At 50.8% G+C, this 22,163-nt stretch carries 17 protein-coding genes; 2 read left to right on the top strand and 15 right to left on the bottom strand.

The window, feature by feature from the left end:
* Positions 1 to 5: 5 nt before the first annotated feature.
* The 10 genes from DWY93_RS02855 to rsmH all read right to left on the bottom strand — a co-directional run bounded on the left by DWY93_RS02855 (position 6) and on the right by rsmH (position 10,148).
* Complete coding sequence (locus tag DWY93_RS02855) at positions 6 to 734, bottom strand: isoprenyl transferase (RefSeq protein ID WP_015554260.1); 729 nt, start codon at positions 732 to 734, stop codon at positions 6 to 8.
* Positions 735 to 973: 239 nt separating this feature from the next.
* On the bottom strand, positions 974 to 1,528 hold the full coding sequence (gene frr, locus DWY93_RS02850) for a ribosome recycling factor (RefSeq protein WP_021904275.1): 555 nt from the start codon (positions 1,526 to 1,528) through the stop codon (positions 974 to 976).
* 15 nt (positions 1,529 to 1,543) lie between these two features.
* Positions 1,544 to 2,245 (bottom strand): UMP kinase, encoded by a 702-nt coding sequence (pyrH, locus tag DWY93_RS02845; protein ID WP_021904274.1) that lies wholly within the window; start codon positions 2,243 to 2,245, stop codon positions 1,544 to 1,546.
* A 179-nt stretch (positions 2,246 to 2,424) separates the two neighbouring features.
* Positions 2,425 to 2,778, bottom strand: coding sequence for a hypothetical protein (locus tag DWY93_RS02840; protein ID WP_117469627.1), 354 nt, complete (start codon positions 2,776 to 2,778; stop codon positions 2,425 to 2,427).
* A 242-nt stretch (positions 2,779 to 3,020) separates the two neighbouring features.
* Positions 3,021 to 5,126, bottom strand: coding sequence for a heavy metal translocating P-type ATPase (locus DWY93_RS02835; RefSeq protein WP_343220174.1), 2,106 nt, complete (start codon positions 5,124 to 5,126; stop codon positions 3,021 to 3,023).
* A 5-nt stretch (positions 5,127 to 5,131) separates the two neighbouring features.
* On the bottom strand, positions 5,132 to 5,446 hold the full coding sequence (locus DWY93_RS02830) for a DUF6110 family protein (protein WP_015554255.1): 315 nt from the start codon (positions 5,444 to 5,446) through the stop codon (positions 5,132 to 5,134).
* A gap of 356 nt (positions 5,447 to 5,802) precedes the next feature.
* Entirely contained in the window at positions 5,803 to 6,159 is a 357-nt protein-coding gene (locus DWY93_RS17845; RefSeq protein ID WP_117469452.1) for a transcriptional repressor, read from the bottom strand.
* Positions 6,160 to 6,245: 86 nt separating this feature from the next.
* The gene (locus DWY93_RS02820) at positions 6,246 to 6,614 is read right to left on the bottom strand and encodes a heavy metal-associated domain-containing protein (RefSeq protein WP_117469451.1); all 369 of its coding nucleotides are present in this window, start codon (positions 6,612 to 6,614) and stop codon (positions 6,246 to 6,248) included.
* A gap of 388 nt (positions 6,615 to 7,002) precedes the next feature.
* Positions 7,003 to 8,883 (bottom strand): LTA synthase family protein, encoded by a 1,881-nt coding sequence (locus DWY93_RS02815; RefSeq protein WP_117469450.1) that lies wholly within the window; start codon positions 8,881 to 8,883, stop codon positions 7,003 to 7,005.
* Between the two features lie 182 nt (positions 8,884 to 9,065).
* Complete coding sequence (gene rsmH, locus DWY93_RS02810) at positions 9,066 to 10,148, bottom strand: 16S rRNA (cytosine(1402)-N(4))-methyltransferase RsmH (RefSeq protein WP_117469449.1); 1,083 nt, start codon at positions 10,146 to 10,148, stop codon at positions 9,066 to 9,068.
* Between the two features lie 401 nt (positions 10,149 to 10,549).
* On the opposite strand from rsmH, the gene DWY93_RS02805 reads away from it, so the two are divergent.
* Positions 10,550 to 11,785 carry a 6-phosphofructokinase gene (locus tag DWY93_RS02805; RefSeq protein ID WP_015554249.1) on the top strand — a complete coding sequence of 412 codons (1,236 nt, stop codon included), beginning with the start codon at positions 10,550 to 10,552 and terminating at the stop codon, positions 11,783 to 11,785.
* A gap of 238 nt (positions 11,786 to 12,023) precedes the next feature.
* Here DWY93_RS02805 and DWY93_RS02800 read toward each other — a convergent pair whose 3' ends face one another.
* The 4 genes from DWY93_RS02800 to DWY93_RS17065 form a co-directional block, all read right to left on the bottom strand.
* Complete coding sequence (locus DWY93_RS02800; RefSeq protein WP_117469448.1) at positions 12,024 to 13,520, bottom strand: C69 family dipeptidase; 1,497 nt, start codon at positions 13,518 to 13,520, stop codon at positions 12,024 to 12,026.
* A gap of 258 nt (positions 13,521 to 13,778) precedes the next feature.
* The gene (locus DWY93_RS02795) at positions 13,779 to 17,543 is read right to left on the bottom strand and encodes a phosphoribosylformylglycinamidine synthase (protein ID WP_117469447.1); all 3,765 of its coding nucleotides are present in this window, start codon (positions 17,541 to 17,543) and stop codon (positions 13,779 to 13,781) included.
* A gap of 127 nt (positions 17,544 to 17,670) precedes the next feature.
* Positions 17,671 to 18,282 carry a sigma-70 domain-containing protein gene (locus tag DWY93_RS02790; RefSeq protein ID WP_117469446.1) on the bottom strand — a complete coding sequence of 204 codons (612 nt, stop codon included), beginning with the start codon at positions 18,280 to 18,282 and terminating at the stop codon, positions 17,671 to 17,673.
* 52 nt (positions 18,283 to 18,334) lie between these two features.
* Positions 18,335 to 18,499, bottom strand: coding sequence for a hypothetical protein (locus DWY93_RS17065; RefSeq protein WP_181968285.1), 165 nt, complete (start codon positions 18,497 to 18,499; stop codon positions 18,335 to 18,337).
* Between the two features lie 49 nt (positions 18,500 to 18,548).
* On the opposite strand from DWY93_RS17065, the gene DWY93_RS02785 reads away from it, so the two are divergent.
* Positions 18,549 to 19,424 (top strand): LysR family transcriptional regulator, encoded by an 876-nt coding sequence (locus tag DWY93_RS02785; RefSeq protein ID WP_117469445.1) that lies wholly within the window; start codon positions 18,549 to 18,551, stop codon positions 19,422 to 19,424.
* Between the two features lie 73 nt (positions 19,425 to 19,497).
* Here the strand turns inward: DWY93_RS02785 and DWY93_RS02780 are convergent, their stop codons facing one another.
* On the bottom strand, positions 19,498 to 21,918 hold the full coding sequence (locus DWY93_RS02780) for an ATP-dependent DNA helicase (RefSeq protein WP_343220175.1): 2,421 nt from the start codon (positions 21,916 to 21,918) through the stop codon (positions 19,498 to 19,500).
* Positions 21,919 to 22,163: the final 245 nt, after the last annotated feature.

The following is a 22,163-nucleotide window of genomic DNA, read 5'->3' as shown; positions in this document are numbered from 1 at the left end:
ACCTCTTACTCCGTTTTTACCGCCGTAACTCCTCCGAACCGACGCTCTCTCTTATTGTACTGGCGGATCGCGTTCAATAATTCTTCCTTATTGAAATCCGGCCACAGGCATTCTGTCACGTAGAGTTCTGAGTACGCGAGCTGCCATAACAGGTAGTTAGAGAGGCGAAGCTCCCCGCTGGTGCGGATCATGAGATCCGGATCCGGGATTCCTGCCGTGTCCAGGTAGGACGCGAAAACTTCCTCCGTCATATCCTCCGGCGCGATCTTCCCTTCCTCCACATCCGTCATGATCTTTCTCACTGCTCTCGTGATCTCATCGCGGCTTCCGTAGTTTACGGCGATCACAAAGGTCATTCCCGTATTTTTTTTTGTCTTTTCTTCCAGGACATTGATCGCATCTACGATATCCGACGCAAAACGGCCTCTCTCGCCGATCATGCGGACACGGATGTTGTTCTTTTCAGCCATTGCGAGAAGTCTCTTCGCGTAGAAACGGAATAACTGCATCAGCGCACCGACTTCCTCCTCCGGGCGTTTCCAGTTCTCTGTGGAAAATCCGTAAACTGTCAGATACCGGATTCCAAGCCGTGCTGCGTCCTCAACGACCTGCTCCAGTGTCTCACATCCCTTTTTATGTCCAAGCTGTCTCGGAAGTCCGCGCTTCTTCGCCCATCTTCCATTTCCGTCTAAGATCAGCGCCACGTGGGCGGGAATCTTTAAATTCTCTTCCATGATTGTTCTCCCTTTATCTTTTGGCTCGTTGCCCGCGCAGACTATGAGAAACGTAAGCATTTCTCAAGTTACCGCGTCTTCTACACTCTGTTCCGGTCGTTGCTGGACAAGCGCCACTGGCGCTTAGCAACGTCAAAACCTCGTGCAAGCACGGGCCTTGACTCGTTGCCCGCGCAAACAAACGGGGACAGGAAAACTTCCCCTGCCCCCTGTCTGTTTTGTGTAGTAGGAAACTCCGATTAAACGGTAAGAATTTCCTTTGTCTTGTTCTCAACGGCCTTGTCGATCTTCTCGATGGACTTGTCGGTAAGCTTCTGGACTTTCTCGGTAAGCTCTTTTAAATCGTCCTCAGAGATCTCATCGTTCTTCTCCATCTTCTTGAACGCCTCATTCGCGTCGCGGCGGATATTGCGGATCGCTACCTTAGCGCCGTCGCCTTTTTTCTTAACATCCTTTGCAAGCTCTTTACGTCTCTCCTCGGTGAGCTCCGGGAATACGAGACGGATCACGGAACCATCGTTGCTTGGGTTGATTCCAAGCTCGGAAGTCTGGATCGCCTTCTCGATCGGGCGGATCAGGCTCTTCTCCCACGGCTGGATCAGGATCATTCTTGCCTCCGGAACAGAGATATTTCCGACCTGCTGGATCGGTGTCGGTGTTCCGTAGTAATCTACTTTGATTTTGTCAAGTACATGCGGGTTCGCACGTCCTGCGCGGATAGATGCGTACTCGTTCAAGAGGGCATCGATGGATTTTTCCATTTTTTCTTCATATACTTTTAATTCTTCGCTCATGGTTTCCTCCTGTTATCAGACGGTAACGATCGTACCGTTAATTTTTCCCTGCATGGCGTTCGCGATTCCATCCTTTTCGTTCAAGGAGAATACTGCCATCGGCATTTTGTGCTCCATACACATAATGGAAGCAGTCAGGTCAACGACACCGAGCTGCTTGTCGATCACTTCCTGGATCGAGATCTCGTCATACTTTTTCGCATTCGGATTAACCTTCGGATCACTGTCGTATACGCCATCGATGGACTTTGCGAGGAGAATGCAGTCTGCATCCATTTCAATCGCCATCAGAGTGATCGTCGTGTCGGTAGAAAAATACGGCTGTCCGATTCCACCGGCAAAAAATACGACCATTCCGTGCTCAAAGTACTTGTTCGCACGGTCCTTGGAGAACAGTTTTGTCATATTTCCGCACTCGAACGGGGTCAGGATCTGCGTCTTCATTCCCGCGTTCCGGAAGATCTCGGATACATAAATACAGTTCATGACAGTCGCAAGCATTCCGATCTGGTCTGCCTTCGGGCGGTCGATGGCATCGCTTGTGCGTCCGCGCCAGAAATTTCCGCCGCCGATCACAACGCCGACCTGTACACCTGCATCAACAGATGCCTTGACCTGTCTTGCAACTTCCTTTACCGTATCTTCGTCAAAGCCAGTCTTTTTCGGACCTGCAAGGGCCTCTCCGCTGAGCTTTAAAAAAACTCTTCTGTTTTTCATTTTCTCTGATCTCCTCGTAATCTTCTGTGACTGTTTCGTTCCAGCCGCCACAGATCTCTTTTTTCCTTTCCACAGGGCAGACCACGATCACCCCGCAGATTTAGGATAAGTATAACACACTTTTGTCTGTTTGCCAACAGTTTCAGACCGGCAGGACCGCTTATAAACGTTTCCCTGTCCTACCTCTTCTTATCTTCCCGGAAGCTCTTGAGCACCAATGTCGTCGGATACCGGTATGCGTAGGTACAGCTCTTCATAAGCTCCACTTCCTCCGGATTTCTGCACACGCTGAGGATCATATTCTCTTCCTCGGAGGTCAGGTATGCCTCCCCGTTTCCGTCGCGTTCCTTGATATCTTTGTAGATCCGGTATTTCTTATAGTAGTCCGGGCAGGATCCCTGGCGCATCTTAACCGGCTCCGGGACGATATTGACCCGGTACTGATCCGACATTCTGGCTAAAATGTTGTGGATCCTTTCACAGTATTCCCTTGAGACGAGTCTCGGTGAAGGAATACAGATCATATAGTTCATAATTGTGCCTTCCTTTGTCGTTTTTGAAAAGCAGATGACAGACTTCTGCCACATGCCTGCACTAGTATAGCATGAAATCCGCGTCTTGTGAACCACAAAATGCAGGCAGCCGCACCGCCAGGTATTCCATGTCACCTCCATGCAGAGAAAAAAACACCCGCGGCCGGATCGCCCCATGCCGCGGGCATATAATTCATCGTAACTATTCAGTGCATTCATTCATAGTTACAATTCTACCTATATTAGTGCTTCTTCTCCTCGTCCTTCAACAGGTTCGTCATGCTGTGCATGCTGATGCACAGGGTGGATGTGTTGTGAAGCAGGGCGGATGTCGCCGGGGCAAGCACGCCCATCACGCCTAAGATGATGAGACCAAAGTTGAAGCTGATGACAAAGCGGTAATTTCTGTGAACACGCCGCATCAGCGCATTGCTGATTGCTTTTAAAGTCACAAGCTGGAACATCGCGTCCTCAGAGATTGTGATGTCCGCGATCTCTCTTGCGATCTCAGCGCCCTCGCTGATCGCGATGCCGACGTTTGCCGCGGAGAGTGCCGGAGAATCGTTGATTCCGTCTCCCACCATAATAACCTTATGGCCTGCGTTCTTCTCTGCTTCAACGAAGTTCGCCTTATCCTCCGGAAGGACCTCGGAGTGATGCTCGTCCACGCCGACTCTTGCGGCGATGGCGCGGGCCGTTCTCTCGCTGTCTCCTGTCATCATGACGATCTTCTTGATACCAAGCTTTCTGAGCTCCTTCATAACTTCCGGAGCTTCCGGACGGAGCGGATCCTCGATGCAGATCACAGCCGCCAGTCTTCCCGCGATCGCGAGATACAGGTGGGAGTACTCTGCCGGAAGGGCTTCAAATTTCTCTTCTTCGCCCTCCGGGACTACACACTGCTCGTCCTCGAATACAAAGTGGTAGCTACCGATCACGACTTTGTCCTCGCCGATATGGGATGCAATTCCGTGTGCAACGATATAGTCAACCTTAGAGTGCATCTCCTCGTGGACAAGTCCGCGCTCTCTGGAGGCCGCAACAACCGCGTTCGCCATGGAGTGCGGGAAGTGCTCCTCTAAGCAGGCAGCGATCCTTAACATCTCAGCCTGGTCGCGTCCCTCGAAGGTCACAACGTCTGCAACCACCGGCTGTGCCTTTGTGAGGGTGCCTGTCTTATCGAATACGATGGTGTCCGCCTCAGCGACTGCTTCCATGAAGGAGCCGCCTTTGACAGTCATCTTGTAGCTGCTTGCCTCTCTCATAGCAGAGAGTACGGAAAGCGGCATTGCGAGCTTCAACGCACAGGAGAAGTCAACCATAAGGATCGAGATCGCCTTTGTCACATTTCTTGTGAGAAGGTAAGTAACGATGGTTCCGCCGAGACTCCACGGAACGAGAGCGTCCGCAAGTCCGGATGCCTTTGTCTCTAAGGAAGACTTTAACTTCTCGGACTCCTCGATCATCTTCACAATGCGCTCGAATCTTGTGGATCCAGCTGCTTTCTTGACGCGGACGATGAGGTTTCCTTCCTCGACCGCGGTTCCGGCATAGACGTACATGCCGTTCTCCTTGCGGACCGGCTCAGACTCACCGGTCATTGATGCCTGGTTTACCATCGCCTCGCCGGAATCTACAATGCCGTCAAGCGGGATCACGCTGCCGACGCGGACGGAGACGAGATCTCCTTCCTTAATATCAGAGATCGGGACAAGTACTTCCCCGTCCTCTGTCTTCTGCCATACTCTCTCGATATTTAAGGACATGCTGCCCGCAAGATCGCTGACAGACTTCTTGTGGGTCCAGTCTTCCAGAAGCTCACCGATTCCGAGAAGGAACATAACGGATCCTGCTGTGTTGAAGTCGCACCGCAGCATGGACACCGTGATCGCCGTCGCATCGAGGACCTCGACCTCAAGCTTTCTTCCCGCAAGCTTTCTGATGCCTTTAATAACGAATGGAACAGACTGGATCGCTGTCCATACCGCACGGACCGGAGCCGGAAGGAAGATCTTTGTAAGACATCTTGTAAGACACTTTGTCACGAGCTTTTCCTGGAACTCCTGATTTAACTCTCTCGTGCTTGTCACAGGCACGATCTCGTTTAACTCTTCATCGTCAAAGGAGAACCTTAAGATCTCAGCAATGAGATCTTCCTTTGAGCCTGTGTACGTGATCGCCGCATCTCCGATTCTCTCATATACCTTTGCTGCCGTTACCTGCGGAAGGGATGCGAGATAAAAGGAAAAGAGGTCCGCCTGTCTGACTGACAGGCGGCCTCTGGTGAGATGGATTCGGATACGGCCCTTGATATCATGTTTTACCGTAAATCTGATTCCTGATTTCATAATGATTATTCAGCGTCCTCTGCTTTTTCTGTTGTCTCTGTGAAGTCTTCTGCTGCTTCCTCTTCCTCACCGAATGCTTCTTCAGCACGTGCTCTGTTGATCTCCTTAGCCTCTGCAAGAACATCCTCAGCGTTTGCCTGGATGTTGGAAGCTGTTGTCATAACGCACTCTTTTGCGCGGAGACCTGCTGCGAGGCAGTTGATGTATAACTTCTTAGCGTCCTGGCTTCCGAGAACCTTGACACCAGCTGTCCCAAAAAGAACACCGCCTGCGAATACTGCAACATTTTTTAATTTCAAGCATTTCTTAACATCTAACATTTTAAATTCCTCCTGTAAGTAAAAAATATAATTTAATAGTAAATGATCTGTCCTGTTTAAAGCCTGCTGACCTGGCTTTTAGCTGCCGGATCACTTGTGCTTATATCCGGTATACATCACCATAGCAAAGCAGAAAACAGTTGCCCACGCCCAGAATTTATGGTGTTTCATCGGTTTTCACTCCCTTGCATTTTACTTGGCAGAACGCCGAAAACCGGAAGGCTTTCAAGCATTTTTCACATGGTAACTCTTCGCCCCCAAGTTAGTCAATCATAATATTTTATGTTGAAAAATTTTGTCATTTTCTGATAATTTACAGTCATTCCTAACTCTATGACCTGCTGTTTTCTCCGCGTTTATGACGCACTGACGGAACAGCATTTTTCTTTCTCTTTTTCGATCTGTCTGAGACCGTTCTTTCCGTGGAACTCCGGGGCGATAACCTCGTTTTCCCCGTCTGCGCGCACTCCTGTTTCATCCGTAAATACATACTGGTAAACGCGCTTTAAGACGCCCATCTCCTCCAGCATGCGGATCGTGCGGTAGACTGTGGAAAGACCCACGGTGGAATCTCTCTGTACCGCCTCATAGTAGACTTCCTTGCAGTCGGTCCAGTTCTGTTCTAAGATCACATCAAGGATGACCATTCTCTGCTTTGTAATACGCTTCCCAAGTCTCTGGAACTCATTAACGATGTCTTTCTTCTGCCACATCCGGCATCCCTCTCATTCCTAAAAAGTGTGTTCCTGCCCTGCAGAGAGCCAGGCATTTGGAGTTTCAACCGAAACCGTTTTTTCGTTTACGCCTGCTTCCACTCGATATTGCGGAGCACATAGCCGGCCTTGCTCACGATGTCACGGATCTCACGGTCTGTCAGTTTTGTCTTCATGCGGACATCGGCTTTCTTCTTCTCGAGGTTTACCTCAGCCCAGTTGCCATCCTTCTCATTAAACGCATTCTCCACATGGAGCTTGCAGTGTTTGCATTTCATGCCGTCCACTCCGATGACTGCGTAGTACGGATAGTCTGAAGCATTTTTATCCTGCACCTTGATCTTCTTTTCTACATCTTTCGTTCCGCAGCAGCCATAGGTGAACTGGCGGAGCGAACCTTTCACCGCGAAGATCGCGACAACGATCAATGCGACGATAATAATACCATTTATCATGACGGATCACGCCTCCTCTTAATTTTCAGAAACTACAGTTTTTCATTCCCCATGGGGTATCTTCTTTCGCCTGTTAGTTTCTACTAACAAAGATTAGCACCAACTAACCATCTTGTCAATCCTCTTTGTCACTTTTTTGACATTTTATTTCAATACAAAAAATACTCTCATCCCTGACAGTGCCGTTCTTCTCATACTGGCTCTTCGCCTGCTCTCCGGAGACAGGCATCTGCAGTTGTTCCTGCCGCCCTCTTCTCTTTTTATTTTGCATAAAGTTTTACTTTAGCGGAACTTTCAAAAATGAATGTGCCTTGGCACATTCTCGCGCGAGCTATTACGCAAAACAGGCAGCCTGTCTCCAGGCTGCCCATCTCTATATAATATTCATTTACTGTGCGATCGAAAACATCTCATTCACGGTCTTCGAATCCAGGCTGTGGTTGTATACAAGCTTCTCATACTCCACCAGCTGTTCCTTCCAATCGTAGTCCCCGCTCTCCGCGTCCTCCCAGCTGTGGTAGGTTCCGTCGGATTCCCAGATTCCAAGGTGATGGATGATCGGAAGCTTTTCGGAAAGCTGTAAGAGGAATTCGTTATACGGAGTCAGTGACAGGTTCGCGCGCTTTAATACATAGGAGGAAAGGTAAATTGCACCTAACCGTCCCATGTCCTCCGAAGGCTGGTCGTAGTTGGTCCAGATCACAAACGGGGTCTCGTACCAGACCATTTTCTGCTCATTCGGAACCTTCGCACTCTCCACGCCCATAGCCTCATCGAAGAACTCGTCCTCGATTCCCGGCTGATGGTCGCCGAACATGACGATCATCGTCGGCTGGTCGCACTGGGAGAAATAATTTACAAGCCACTCAAAAGCTTCATCAGATTTCTTCACGAGGGACAGATACATGTCTGCCTCCGGATACTTTCCTTCCATGTCCCCGGTGAGCCATACTTCCTGGTCAAAATTCGCGTATGGGATCGTATAGCCGCCGTGGTTCTGCATGGTCACATTAAAGAGGAACAGCTTGTCATCCGGATTTGCCTTCTGCTCGATATACTCGGTGATGACCTTAAAATCGCTCAGGTCACTGATATAATTTCGAAGTTCATCCCGGCTTTCGTAGGCGCTGATATCCATGAAATCGCTGAAGCCCATGTTGTTGTAGCAGATGCGGCGGTTCCAGTTCTCAGCCGGGTACGGGTGCATGGCAACCGGTGTGTATCCCTGATCCCTCACCGTGCTGACCATGGAGCGGACGCCCGGATTTACATAGAACTGATAAGCCACACTTCCTCTCGGCATCAGATACATAGAGTCACCGATCAGAAATTCAAACTCAGAGTTGCTGGTCATGGCACCAAATACCGGCATGCAGAGCTTTCCTTTTACGGTGTTCTCCGTCAGGCTGTGGAGAAACGGGAGATAATCGATATTTGTCGTAAAATCTCCGTCCACCGCCAGATCGGAAAGACTCTCGTTCATGATACAGATAATATTCGTCGGCTGGACCGCGTCCCCGGACGCCACCACTGCAGCAGTCTCCCCATTCCGCTCCTTCTCACTGTCCACATATTTGTCGCAGATTTCCTGGATCTTCGCCTGGGAGTAACCTCCCGGCGCTTTCTTTACCAGATATTTGATCGAGATTGCGGAGGACAGGATATAGCCATTCTCTGCGTAGGAGGTCGTCGGATCCCAAAGGTTTACCTCCAGAGACAGGCCTGAGATCATAAAGTTATAAAAGCAGGCGATAAACGCAGCAACCGCACCAGCAGAAACGCTGAATACCGCTGCTCTTTTCTTTTTTCCTTTTACCCGCACAAACACAAACTGCGCCAGCGCGTTCCATATGATCAGGAGAACACCGCAGATGATCATCATAAATGTCGGGGTGTAATCGTAGCTTCCTGCAACCGTCATCGCGGTCTTCACCGCCAGAACATCGCCCATCATGATCGGACGGCTTCTGAAGGAAACGACAAACGCCTCCGCCAGGGAGATCGCATAGAGGATCACAGAAGAGACCGGAACGGAAATCCGGGTGCTGCCGGAGATTCCGAATACCAGAAGGTACAGCGCGAACATCCATACAATGTTGAGCACCGCGTTCTTCGGAAGTACCATCACAAAGTTTCCGGTCACGAACTCGAACATGACATAGGAGAACACCGGCGATGATAAAAATAATGCGATAGCGCCTGCATGTTTCAGTCTGTGGTCTTCCCTCTCTTCATACTCCCCTGTTCTTTCTTCAAACTTTTCGTCCATATACGTTTATTTCACTTTCTAAATCTGTCTGTCAGAAACTTGTTCAGCAAAATCTCATCCGCAGGGCTTGCCACCGGCAGCTGCTTCCGGATCCATAGCAATTTAAAAGAACTGCTGTCGATAGTTTTCCAAGTGCATAGCCGCCCAAACGTGTGCCTGCTGGACTTTTATCTTCTATTACATTAATTTCTATGGGAATTCTCTCCCTCACGGATCGCCCAGCGCATCTTCGTGGATCTCGCCCTCGGATTTCTCTGACATTCCTCCGCGGACGGGCGGATCACATCGTTTGCCACGTCACTGTAAAGTCCATCTTTTTTGCCTTCTTTGAAGTAATACTTTACGAGACGATCCTCGCCAGAATGGAACGTCAGGATCGCCGCTCTTCCGCCCGGTGCCAGGATACCCGGAAGCTCTGTAAGGAAACTTTCCAAAACCTCAAATTCCTGGTTTACATCGATCCGGAGTGCCTGGAAACATCTCTGGCAGGACTTCTTCACCGCTTCCTTCCGCTCTTTTTCCGGAATGAAGGAAAGTGTTGTCTCAATGACTTCCTTAAGTCCTGTCGTCGTCTCAATATACTGGCGCTTTCTATTTCTCTTCGCAATCTCCCTCGCGATCTCCTCCGCATACGGCTCGTCGGAATTTTCCACAAACATTCCGGCGATTTCTTCCATATCCATCTGCTTTAACCGCTCCGCCGCGGAGATCCCCTTTTCCGGATTCAGTCTCAGGTCTAACGGACCGTCCGCCTTGTAGGTAAATCCGCGTTCCGGGTTATCGATCTGCATGGAGGACACACCGAGATCCGCCAGAACGAAATCAAAAAGTCCGGTCTCCGGGACAAGCTTATCGATATCCGCGAAGTTCATCTGCTTCACCGTAAGGATGTCCTCGTCAAATCCGCGCTCCTTTAACCGTGCCTTCGTCTTCACGATCTCGATGGGATCCACATCAAGGCCGTACATGTGTCCCTGTCCCTCGAGTTTCTTCAACATCTCCGTTGTGTGCCCGCCGTAACCCAATGTAGCGTCAAGCCCCTGCATTCCCGGTCTGATATCCAGGAAATCCAGGATCTCGTTCACACAGATCGAGATGTGCATGCCTGCCGGAGTGCTGCCTTTTTTGATGACCTTCTCGACCGTGTCAGCATATTTCTCCGGATTCTGTTCTTTATACTTTTCCTCAAACCGTTTCGGATGTGTCCCGCTGTAACGGACACGCCGCTTGTGTACCGGTGCTCCCTGTACCTCTTTTTCTTCCATGTCAAAACCTCGTATTTATCGCTGTTTTTCTACACATACCGGTTTATCTTAACATATTCTTCATATAAATGTAAAGTATCTTTTCGTTGACAGAAATTATGGCTCTTCCGGAGTGCTGCCGTTCACGCCCAGCCAGATAGCCACCGGTTTTTCCAGTACTTCACACTCCTAATCACTCAATCGTCAAAATCCTGTCATATTTGTTCGAGATGCGCATATATTTCAAATTTGTCATCTTTTTTCTAAATATTCTGCCTTTTACTTGTTTTTGCATCATAAAACTGATATAATGATTTTATTGTAACTGCTCCGTGTTTCCGTGTCTTCGATCAGCGAAAAAACTCAAAACGCTGGTCTGACGGACAGTTATCATATAATTACAATACCTGGAGGGATGCTACATGAAAGGCAACATTATCGTTGGACAGTCCGGTGGCCCGACTGCCGCTATCAATTCCAGTCTCGCGGGCGTTTACCGCACCGCTATCGACCGCGGAGCAAAAAAAGTATACGGCATGCGTCACGGCATTCAGGGTCTCTTAAACGAAGATTATATCGATCTTTCCGAACATATCCAGACGGATCTGGACGTAGAACTTTTAAAACGCACACCTGCTGCCTATCTCGGATCATGCCGCTATAAGCTCCCGGAGATCCATGAGGACATCGCTACATACGATAAAATCTTTTCTATTCTCGACAAGCTTGAGATCGAGTGCTTTATCTATATCGGCGGAAACGATTCCATGGATACGATCAAAAAGCTGTCCGACTACGCGATCTTAAGGGGTCATCCAACCAAATTTTTAGGCGTTCCGAAGACTATCGACAACGATCTCGCCCTGACCGACCACACACCGGGATACGGCAGCGCGGCGAAATACATCGGAACATCAGTGAAAGAGATCATCCAGGACAGCCAGGCGCTGATCTACGATAAGGGCCTTGTCACCATCGTCGAGATCATGGGCCGAAACGCCGGATGGCTCGTTGGTGCCGCGGCGCTCTCCAAGGGCGAGGATTGCGATGGACCGGACCTGATCTATGTCCCGGAACTTCCCTTCGATATCGACAATTTCCTTGTCCGCATTAAGGAACTCCTGGCAGAAAAGACTTTCGTTGTGGTCGCCGTCTCCGAAGGCATCCGCCTGGCGGACGGACGTTATGTGTGCGAGCTCACCGACGGTGTGGATTTCGTTGACGCCTTCGGCCACAAGCAGCTCACAGGCACCGCGAACTATCTTGCCCGCCGTCTGGCTCAGGAGATTGGCTGCAAGACGAGAACCATAGAGCTTAGCTCCATGCAGAGAGCGGCCTCCCATCTGGCATCCCGAATCGACATTCTGGAAGCTTTCCAGGTCGGCGGTGCCGCCGTGAAGGCAGCCGACGAGGGCGATACCGGTGAGATGGTCATCATCAAACGTCTCTCCGATGACCCGTACCAGTCCACCACAGACCTTAGAAATGTCCACAAGGTCTCCAATGTGGAAAAAGTGGTCCCGAGGGAATGGATCACCGAGGACGGTACCTACGTCACCGACGAGTTTATCAGCTATGTCCGCCCGCTGATCCAGGGTGACGTGTCACCAGTTATGGTGGACGGAATTCCGCGATATCTGTATCATAAGAAGAAATAATGGCAGAAACCTTTTTCCCTGCCGCGGCGGGCCGCAACGGCAGCAGCTTTTTATAACCGCATAAGTTTCCTTTAAGGATTTCTAATGAGCTTAAAAGACCTCCTACAGGAATACAGAACCATAAACTTAGATTCTGTCTCCTGGGAGGTCTTTCTTTATTCATCTTTATTCATTCCTGCTGCCATCATTCATGGTTTCCAGGCCTTCCAATGATTCCGACAGGCACTTTCTGACATTTTTACGCGTCAGATCTTGAAAACGCATTCTTCATGGAATTGCTGAGCTCAAAGAGCACATGATCCAGGGTATTTCCTGTCTCCTCTTTCAACATCTTCGCGATCTCGCGGTTCGCTTCTTCTAAAAGTCTTCTGCTCTCCGCCGGATCCGTAACCTTCGCCGCCTCTTTATCATACTTGTTGAGCAGCGCATGCCCCTTCGCCTCCACAGCGTTCTGGTAGCGCTCGATGTGGATCGCGGATTTTGCGAAGGACGCGTCCGCCATAGCCGCGATCATTCTCGCGGACCAGTAGAAGTTCTCTGTAGAGACTTCCTTCGTGGTGTTCGCAAGGTACTCCGGTGTCTCGTCCACAGCCGCGTAGAACGGAACCAGGGTGTTGAACGCGTTTGACGCGAAAGCCAGCCACTGGACCGCCTGACAGTTTGCCGGGGCACCCGGGCGCATCTGGATCAGAGCAAGGAAATCATTGCGGTTGATGCCGATAGCGCGGTATTTGCCCTTCTGGAGTCCGTCACCGCTCTTTGCGTACGGATCGTAAGGGGTTCCCTGGAAATGGGAGGAAAGAGCATACTTGACATCCTCCACCGTGATCTTCTTCTCCGGAACCATGCTCCACGGGATATCGTCGGATTCCGGTCTGTAGTCCGCGTCCGGTCCGTCCCACTTCTTTGTCTTCGGATTAAAGTAGCGCTCCATAAACCATGCTCTTGGTGTATTGTAGATATGGTCGGAATCGCTGTGGCTTCCGAATGCGGCGCGGGCATCAAAATGGCTCCCATTTCCTCCGTTTAAGGAGAGGTCCAGGTGGTTCTCAGCGATAAACTCTCTTAAGTCGGAAGAACACATATGTTCATTCTGCTCGGAGAACGCGTCGTTTAAGTCAAAATCATCGATACCGAACTGGTTCGGCATCACCACGTAACGGTCATCCGGAACACGCTTTGCGATCCAGTGATGTCCGCCGATGGTCTCAAGCCACCAGATCTCGTTGACGTCCTGGAACGCGATACCGTTCATCTCGTAAGTCCCGTACTTCTCCAAAAGACTTCCGAGGCGGATCACACCTTCTCTCGCGCTGCTGATATACGGAAGCGTGATGTACACAAGGTCTTCCTCACCGATTCCACCGACGATCTCCTCTTTTCCGTCCTCCGCCGGCTGTAACTTTACAAGCGGGTCTGCTCCGAGAACACGAGCGTTGGATGTGATGGTTTCCGTAGCTGTCATGCCGACATTCTTTTCATTAACGCCGCTGGCCGCCCAGATTCCCTTTCCCTTAATGGCGTTCGGAACTGCCGTAAACTTCATCGGATCTCCCGGAAGATCGATCTCAGCATGAGAGAGAACAGACTTATAAACCTTCGGCTGCTCCTCCGGGTGGATCACCACAAATTTTTTCGCCGTAAAATGTCCGGAACCGGAATCATCATTTCGCGCGATCATCGTTGAACCGTCATAAGACGCGTTTTTTCCTACAAGAATCGTTGTGCATGCCATGTCAAATACCCTCCAAAACTATAATATGCGGCCGTCACTGTCCGCCAGCCGCGGATACGTCCAGTTTAGTACGCTTCGGAGTTTCTGTCAACTAACTGAGGTACCGCGGCAAAGCAGCACCTCACACAGAACCTCCTGTCAACAGTCTCTTTCAGGTTCATGGTAATCGGCAGCTTCTTCCGAATGCACAGCAGCGCAGAACGCCCCAGGGGAATTTTCTCTCCCTGGGGCATTCTCTTATTTCTTCCAAATATTCAATTATTTGAAATACTTCACACCACTCTCAAACAGCTTCAGATCCTGCTCGCCTGTGATGTTCTTTGCAACATAGTCGCCGCGTCTCTCAGCATGGCCCATCTTACCGTAGACACGTCCATCCGGGCTTGTGATACCTTCGATCGCCATGAAGGAGCCGTTCGGGTTCCAGTATTCGTCCATGGTCGGAACACCGTTAAGGTCAACGTACTGGGTCGCAACCTGTCCGTTTGCGAAGAGCTTGTCGATCCATTCCTTCGGAGCCACGAAACGTCCCTCGCCGTGGGATACCGGGTTTGTGTAAACGCCGCCAAGTTCTGCGCCTGCAAGCCACGGGGACTTGTTGGAAACGACCTTTAAGTTAACCATCTTGGAAACGTGGCGTCCGATGGTGTTGTAGGTTAAGGTCGGGGAATCCGGCTTCTGCTCTACGATCTTTCCTTCCGGCACAAGACCAAGCTTGATGAGAGCCTGGAAACCGTTACAGATACCGAGCATTAATCCGTCACGCTCATTTAAGAGCTTCATGATCTCGTCCTTTAATACCTCGTTGCGGAACGCAGTAGCGAAGAACTTTGCGGAACCTTCCGGCTCATCACCTGCGGAGAAGCCGCCCGGGAACATAACGATCTGGGACTCTTCGATGCTCTTTCTGTAGACTTCTACGGAATCACGGATGTCCTCGGCGCTCATGTTCTTGAATACCTTTGTGATGACCTTTGCTCCCGCACGTTCGAATGCCTTCGTGCTGTCGTACTCACAGTTTGTTCCCGGGAATACCGGAATAAATACAGTCGGAGTACCGATCTTATGATTGCAGATCACAACGTTCTCTGCCTTAAATACTTCGTTCTTAACTTCTTCTTTCTTTACCGCGCTCTCTGTCGGGAATACATCCTCGAGAGCTGCGTCCCATGTCTTTAATGCCTCGTCGAGCGCAATGGAGACATTGCCGTACTCGAAGGCTGCCTTGTCGGTAACTTCACCGATGACACGGTAGCTCATCTGAAGCTCGCCGACCTTATCAGCCGGAACCTCGCAGACGATATTGCCCCATGCCGGTGCAAAGAAGTCTCTCGGATCCACGTCATGCTCGATCTTGACACCGAGGTGGTTTCCGAAGGCCATCTTGCTGACTGCCTCTGCGATTCCGTTTGCCTCTGCGGCGTACGCGGAGATCACGCGGCCTGCCTTGATGTCCTCATGGAGTTTATCATATCCAGCCATGATCTGGGCATAATCCGGAAGATCATAGGAATCTTTTTTAATTTCAAATACAACGATCTTATTTCCGGCCTTCTTGAATTCCGGGGAGATCATGTTCTTCGCGCTTGCAACGTCAACCGCGAAGGAAACCAGGGTCGGCGGGACGTCGATCTCTTTTCCGCTCTCCTCATCAAAGGTACCGGACATACTGTCCTTACCGCCGATGGACGGAAGTCCGAAGCCCAGCTGCGCATTGTAGGCACCGAGAAGTGCTGCGAACGGCTGGCTCCATCTTGCCGGCTTGCTGCTCATTCTGCGGAAGTACTCCTGGAATGTGAAGCGGATCTTCCTGTGGTCACCGCCTGCTGCTGCGATCTTAGCGACAGATGTGAGGACTGCGTAGATCGCGCCGTGATACGGACTCCAGCTGGAGAGATACGGATCAAAGCCGTAGCTCATCATGGTCACAGCGTCGCACTTTCCTTCCAGAACCGGAAGCTTAGCGACCATGGTCTGGATCTCAGTCTGCTGATATTTTCCGCCGTACGGCATCATAACGGTAGATGCGCCGATGGAGGAGTCGAACATCTCAACGAGACCTTTCTGGGAGCAGACATTTAAGGAACCGAGCATCTTCAGCCATTTTTCCTTAACGTCTCCTACTTCTTTCTTTTCAAACGGAGTTCCCTCATGGTTCGGAACCTCCAGGGTAACGTCTGTCTCCTGATGAGCGCCGTTTGTGTCGAGGAACGCACGGCTTAAGTCAACGATGGTCTTTCCCCGCCATGTGAGGACGAGTCTCGGGCTCTCTGTGACTGTTGCGACTGTGACAGCCTCAAGGTTCTCCTCCTTGGCGTATCCTAAGAATGTGTCAACATCTTTCGGATCAACGACAACTGCCATTCTCTCCTGGGACTCAGAGATCGCAAGCTCTGTTCCGTCAAGACCTGCGTACTTTTTCGGTACTTTATCGAGATCAATCAGAAGTCCGTCAGCGAGTTCACCGATCGCTACGGAAACTCCGCCTGCGCCAAAGTCGTTGCACTTTTTGATCAGTCTGGAAACTTCCGGACGGCGGAACATTCTCTGGATCTTTCTCTCGGTCGGGGCGTTACCTTTCTGGACCTCAGCGCCGCAGACCTCGATGGATGCCTCTGTGTGTACCTTGGAGGAACCTGTCGCACCGCCGATTCCATCACGGCCGGTACGTCCGCCGAGAAGGATGATCACATCACCCGGATCGGATGTCTCACGGATCACGTTCTTTCTCGGAGCTGCCGCCATAACAGCACCGATCTCCATTCTCTTCGCAACATAGCCCGGATGGTAGAGTTCTTTTACATAACCGGTCGCAAGACCGATCTGGTTTCCGTAGGAGCTATATCCATGGGCAGCCTCTGTAACGATCTTTCTCTGCGGAAGCTTGCCCTTTAATGTCTGATTTAACGGCTTTGTCGGGTCAGCGGCACCTGTGATGCGCATTGCCTGGTATACATAGGTACGTCCGGAAAGCGGGTCACGGATCGCGCCGCCAAGGCAGGTTGCCGCGCCGCCGAAGGGTTCAATCTCTGTCGGGTGGTTATGGGTCTCGTTCTTGAAGTTTACGAGCCACTCCTCGGTCTTTCCGTCGATCTCCACCGGAACGACGATGGAGCAGGCGTTGATCTCGTCGGATACCTCAAGATCTTCTAACTTGCCCTCTTTGCGGAGCTTTTTCATGCCCATGATCGCAAGGTCCATGAGACATACGAACTTGTCGTCGCGTCCTTTGTAGATCTCCTTGTGGTCAGCAAGGTACTGGTTGTAGGTATCCTCGATCGGTTTCTTGTAGTCGCCCTCTGTGAATGTCACATTCTTGAGTTCTGTGGAGAATGTGGTGTGGCGGCAGTGATCGGACCAGTATGTATCAAGCACGCGGATCTCTGTCACGGACGGATCTCTGTGCTCTTCGTTCTTATAGTAGTTCTGGATGTGAAGGAAGTCTTTGAAGGTCATTGCGAGGTTTAAGGAACCGTAGAGTTCCTTTAAGGCCGCCTCGTCCATATCCTTAAATCCGTCAAAGACCGCAACGTCTTCCGGCACATCAAATACGGTGACAAGTGTCTCCGGGATCTCCTCGGACGCCTCTCTGGAGTCCACCGGGTTGATACAGAAGGACTTGATTGCTGCGATCTCCTCCCCGGAAAGCTTTCCGGAGATCACATAGGTCATTGCGGAGCGGATCACCGGCTCCTCGTTCTCGTTTAATAACTTTACACACTGCTCCGCGGAATCGGCTCTCTGGTCAAACTGTCCCGGCAGATACTCAACGGAGAATACCACATCCTCCGCGCTGTGCGGGAATGTCTCCTCAAACACATCGTCTACCGGCGGCTCGGAAAAGATCGTTCCGAGTGCCTCTTTATATACGTCCTCAGAAATATTTTCAATATCGTAGCGGACTAACACACGGACGCCCGTTACCCCTGTAATGTCAAGATAGCTTGCGATCTCCTCGCGAAGCTCTCTTGCCTTGATTGCATATTCCGGTTTTTTCTCAACAAATACGCGCTTTACGCTCATAGTCTCTCCTCCTGGAAAACGGCTTTGTCAGATGGTTTTCATTTTGCCTTAATCATAGCACAGGTCAGTGTGATTAGTAAAGTTAATATATTTAATTATTTTTATTATTTATACTTATATATTGATTTTAACTCTGTAATCTCTGGTTGATCTTGCTCATGCTCAGCGCGTCCATGGTCACCTTCATGATCTCCCGGACCTCGTCCTCGGTCATCTTCATGCGCTCCGCAAGCTCGGAAAGCTTTGCCTCGCGTCCAAGCTCCTCCGCCATGGATTTCGATACCTCCTGAAGCACATTGACGCGGGCTAACATCTCCTCCTCGATATCCGCTTCCTTCTTCTGATCGTTGATGATCTCCTCCATACGGACACGGATCCGGCTCTCCAGAAGTTTTTCAAAACTACCCTCGAACCCTTCATCTGCCAGCATCATGAGCTCCAGACTGGCTTCCTGGATCAGGTCCGCCATCGGAACACCTTTGTTGATGTAATCCTGGACGAAGAACAGGGCGTTCTTTAAGTTGCCCTCGATGAGGCGCTCTCTCGCCGCCTTGTTTCCGTTCCGGATCTCGCCGAGAAGCTTCGCGTTCTCCGCCTCGCTGCATGGCGGGATCGCCGCGATCTCCTCCATATATACGCGGTAGATGTCCTCCGCGCTTAAATCCTCCTCGGAGTTGTTGAACTCGTCGTCAACCTTCGCGTTCTCTATTTCGTTCTCATATCTCATTTTTTCTGCCATAGCCTCTATAAACCTCTCTGATTTTTCTTGATTACTGCTTCAGCTTTCACAGTTATTCTCTCTTCGCAAAGCTTTTTGCTTCTCCTTTGCACCTGTTTTTCTTATTTTTCGCACGACGGATTTCTTCTTCCCGCCCCGCCGCCTTTCCGTAATCATACCATATTTTCCACCCGGCTTCCAGACAAAACCACACTTTCTCGTTTTTTCCTCTTTTCAAATCCCTGTTCCTGTGATAAAATAGCCTTGTTTCATTAGGAGGACTAATAATGGATATTAACTATGAATTATATAAAGTATTTTATTACGTTGCAAAAACTCTGAGCTTTTCCGAGGCATCGAAATGCCTCTATATTTCCCAGTCAGCCGTCAGCCAGTCTGTGAAGGTTCTGGAAAAAAAGCTGGGCCAGACGCTCTTTATCCGAAGCACGAAGCGGGTCCAGCTCACCCCGGAAGGCGAGATCTTATTTAAACACATCGAACCTGCAATGAACCTGATCCATAAAGGCGAGACCCAGCTCTTAGAGGCCAACACCCTGAACGGCGGCCAGCTCAGGATCGCCGCCAGCGACACGATCTGCCGCTATTTCCTTGTCCCATATTTAAATAAGTTCCATAAACTCTACCCGAACGTTCATATTAAAGTAACGAACTCCACCTCGATCGACTGTGCCCGCATTTTAGAGAATGGACAGGTGGACTTCATTATCACCAACTACCCAAATTCCGGTCTCTTGAACACCCACAGTGTCCGGGCGATCCGGGAATTCCGCGATGTTTTCGTTGCGAGTGCTGACCATTTTCCGTTGCAGGACAAGACCTTCACCCTCGCCGAGCTTCTCGATTACCCGATCATGATGCTGGACCGCAAGAGTACCACAAGTGAGTTCTTACACTCCATGTTCCAGAAGTCCCATCTCGATCTGGTCCCGGAGATCGAGCTCAGCAGCAATGACCTTCTGATCGACCTGGCCCGCATCGGCCTTGGAATCGCCTTCGTGCCGGATTTCTGTATCCCAAAGGACGAAAAGCAGCTCTTTATCTTAAAGCTCTCCGAGACACTTCCGGTCCGCCAGCTTGTTGTGGTCCATAACGAAAACCTTCCGGTCTCCCAGGCCGCGAAGCAATTCATGGATATGTTGTAAGACCTGCAGCAGCCCTTCACCAGACCTGCATATTCCCTGCACCGTCCCGGCAAACGACTGCCCGGATATCCATCTACCTGCCCCGTGACTCCCAGAAGTCCGAAAGGCACTGACCAACGTTCTTTCTGTTTACCATCTGGAAATGCTCCCATTCCCTTGGGAACAGTTCCAGATATTCTTTTTTCAGGAACCTGTCATCGAGAAGCAATATGATCCCTTCGTCCTCCGTCGTCCGGATCACACGGCCCGCCGCCTGTAAAACCTTATTCATTCCCGGATACTGATACGCAAAGTCAAATCCCGCTTCTTCTTTTTCCTCAAAATATCCCCTGAGAACCTCCTGTTCCACGCAGACCATCGGGAGTCCCGTTCCGACGATCACAGCACCGATGAGCCGCTCTTTCTTCAGGTCGATCCCCTCAGAGAACACACCTCCCATGACGCAGAATGCCGCAAGGGAGTGATCTCTGGGCTTTTCAAATTCTTCTAAGAATTCCAGGCGTTCCTGTTCCTTCATGCCCTGTCCCTGGACCAGGAGATCCGCTGGGAAGTCCATGTCCTCCACAGCATATTCCACCTGTTCCATATACTGGTAGGACGGGAAGAATATCATGTAGTTGCCGCTCTTAGAGAGGACCACCTCCCTGATATACTCCGCCACCTTCCGGTATTCGCTCTCGCTGCGCCTGGAATAGCGGCTGCTGACGTCCGTCGCAACCATGAGAAGACGTTTTTCTTCCTCGAAGGGCGAGTTCGCATAGACCGCGTAGTCGTCCTCGTTTCCGGAGAGCAGTGTCTTGTAATACCGGATCGGCAGCATGGTTGCCGAAAACAGGATCGTGCTGTTTCCCTGGGACATGCAGAGGGAGAGGTTCGCCGACGGGTCCACGCAGAAGAGCCTTACTTTAAAGGAAGTGACTCCCACGTTCTCCGCGTAGATCCGGTAATGGTCATCCAAAAGCTCGTACACGTTTAAGAAATCCCTGAGACCAAAGTAAAAGTCCAGAACCGTATCCCTGCCCTCAAACTCCGGAAAATCTTCCAAGAATGTCTCCATATCGGAGAACACCGCCATCGCAGCTGCCGCTAAGGATGTCACATCGGAGAGCAGCTGCCATGTCTCGCACTCCCGCTTCATTCCCAGCATCACCTGGCTGCATTTTTCCAGATTTTTCTCCAGTCGGGGCGCTTTCTGCTTTACGAGGCGCTTTACGGTGAGGAGATCTTCTTTTTTTAATTCGGCGCTGTACATCTCCCTCGCGCGGGAGACCAGATTGTGGGCCTCATCCACGAGGAACAGATAATCACCTTTCTGTCCGTCCGCGAAGTAGCGTTTCAAGCGCACATTCGGGTCAAACACATAGTTGTAATCGCAGATGATCCCGTCGGTCCAGCTGGAGATGTCCAGACAGTATTCAAATGGGCATACCCGGTACTTTTCCGCGTACTGAAGGATCTTCTCTCTTGTCATCTCCTGTTCCAGGTGGAGAATATCGAATACCGCCTCATTGACCCGGTCAAAGTGGCCTTTCGCGTATGGGCACGCGTCCGGGTTGCACTCGCACTCGTCCATGGGACAGAGTTTTTCCTTTGCCGTTATTGTCACCGAGGTGAAGATCAGGCCATGATCCCTTAAGATCCGAAACGCCTCCTCCGCCACGGTCCTCGTCACGGTCTTTGCGGTGAGGTAAAAGAGCTTGTCTCCCTTTCCTTCCCCGATGGCACGGACCGCCGGGAATACAGTGGAGAGCGTCTTTCCGATTCCCGTGGGAGCCTGGATAAACAGGCGTTTTTTCCGGCTGACGGTCCGGTAGACGGATACTACAAGGTCACGCTGTCCCGCCCGGTAAGGGAACGGGAATTCCAGGTGCCCGATGGAGGCGTCACGGGTCAGCTCATGGTGGTAGAGGTACCTCGCCCACTTAAAGTATTCGTGAACCACGCCGGAAAACCATGTCTCCAGCTCTTCTCTCGAGCGGTCGGTCTGGAATCTTTTTATTTCCTCTGTTTCAAGGTTACAGTAGGTCATCTGCAGGCGGATCCCGTCGAGATCTTTGTCGCAGCAGTAAAAATATCCGTAGCACATGGCCTGGGCGAGATGGACCTCGATGGGCTCCTCCAGCCTTGAAATGTCCGTGTACATGCCTTTGATCTCGTCGATCACCGGGATCCCGTTTTCCGCGAAGATTCCATCGGCGCGTCCCTCCACGAGAAGCGTGATCTCCTGCTCCTCGTCCTGGACCTCATGCTTTAAGGGGACCTCCGCCCGGTAGCCGGATCCCATCCGCTTCTGGATCTTCCTGTGGATCCTTCCTCCCGCCAGCATGGCATCCTTCTGGGCGTTTCCGGAACAGCGGTTGTCGATATCCCCGGAGCGCAGCACGAATTCCACCAGGTTCCGGACCGAGATCCGGATCGCTTTCCTGTTTTCTCCGCTCATGAGACGCTCCTTTCCTGTGGATATGCTGATCGACCACCGCTCACCACCCCACATATGTTCCTCTTTTTCCTGAATCCTGCTATATGCCGCACATATCGCTCCCGCAAGTATAACATTTTTACAATTTCCTGTAAAGTAATGCCGTGTGTTCACAGAACATATGGCAGGTCATCTGTCAGAAGCTTTCCGTGCTATTTTCCCGTGCTGCCGGAATTTTCACGCTTTGTGCCGCCCGCCGGACGCAAAAAAGACAGCCTGCCGTACTTTTCATACAGCCGCTGCCTCTTTCTTTATCTTTA

Origin of the sequence: Clostridium sp. AF28-12, from assembly GCF_003435225.1 — a bacterium.
GTDB classification, from domain to species: domain Bacteria; phylum Bacillota; class Clostridia; order Lachnospirales; family Lachnospiraceae; genus Pilosibacter; species Pilosibacter fragilis.
This window is presented reverse-complemented; position numbering and strand designations above follow the sequence as displayed.

What these genes read in the sequence shown, in the direction of transcription:
- DWY93_RS02855 (WP_015554260.1), bottom strand. Translation starts at nt 734, where the DNA reads ATGGAAGAGAATTTAAAGATTCCCGCCCACGTGGCGCTGATCTTAGAC.
- frr (WP_021904275.1), bottom strand. Translation starts at nt 1,528, where the DNA reads ATGAGCGAAGAATTAAAAGTATATGAAGAAAAAATGGAAAAATCCATC.
- pyrH (WP_021904274.1), bottom strand. Translation starts at nt 2,245, where the DNA reads ATGAAAAACAGAAGAGTTTTTTTAAAGCTCAGCGGAGAGGCCCTTGCA.
- DWY93_RS02840 (WP_117469627.1), bottom strand. Translation starts at nt 2,778, where the DNA reads ATGAACTATATGATCTGTATTCCTTCACCGAGACTCGTCTCAAGGGAA.
- DWY93_RS02835 (WP_343220174.1), bottom strand. Translation starts at nt 5,126, where the DNA reads ATGAAATCAGGAATCAGATTTACGGTAAAACATGATATCAAGGGCCGT.
- DWY93_RS02830 (WP_015554255.1), bottom strand. Translation starts at nt 5,446, where the DNA reads ATGTTAGATGTTAAGAAATGCTTGAAATTAAAAAATGTTGCAGTATTC.
- DWY93_RS17845 (WP_117469452.1), bottom strand. Translation starts at nt 6,159, where the DNA reads ATGTGGCAGAAGAAAGACATCGTTAATGAGTTCCAGAGACTTGGGAAG.
- DWY93_RS02820 (WP_117469451.1), bottom strand. Translation starts at nt 6,614, where the DNA reads ATGATAAATGGTATTATTATCGTCGCATTGATCGTTGTCGCGATCTTC.
- DWY93_RS02815 (WP_117469450.1), bottom strand. Translation starts at nt 8,883, where the DNA reads ATGGACGAAAAGTTTGAAGAAAGAACAGGGGAGTATGAAGAGAGGGAA.
- rsmH (WP_117469449.1), bottom strand. Translation starts at nt 10,148, where the DNA reads ATGGAAGAAAAAGAGGTACAGGGAGCACCGGTACACAAGCGGCGTGTC.
- DWY93_RS02805 (WP_015554249.1), top strand. Translation starts at nt 10,550, where the DNA reads ATGAAAGGCAACATTATCGTTGGACAGTCCGGTGGCCCGACTGCCGCT.
- DWY93_RS02800 (WP_117469448.1), bottom strand. Translation starts at nt 13,520, where the DNA reads ATGGCATGCACAACGATTCTTGTAGGAAAAAACGCGTCTTATGACGGT.
- DWY93_RS02795 (WP_117469447.1), bottom strand. Translation starts at nt 17,543, where the DNA reads ATGAGCGTAAAGCGCGTATTTGTTGAGAAAAAACCGGAATATGCAATC.
- DWY93_RS02790 (WP_117469446.1), bottom strand. Translation starts at nt 18,282, where the DNA reads ATGGCAGAAAAAATGAGATATGAGAACGAAATAGAGAACGCGAAGGTT.
- DWY93_RS02785 (WP_117469445.1), top strand. Translation starts at nt 18,549, where the DNA reads ATGGATATTAACTATGAATTATATAAAGTATTTTATTACGTTGCAAAA.
- DWY93_RS02780 (WP_343220175.1), bottom strand. Translation starts at nt 21,918, where the DNA reads ATGTGGGGTGGTGAGCGGTGGTCGATCAGCATATCCACAGGAAAGGAG.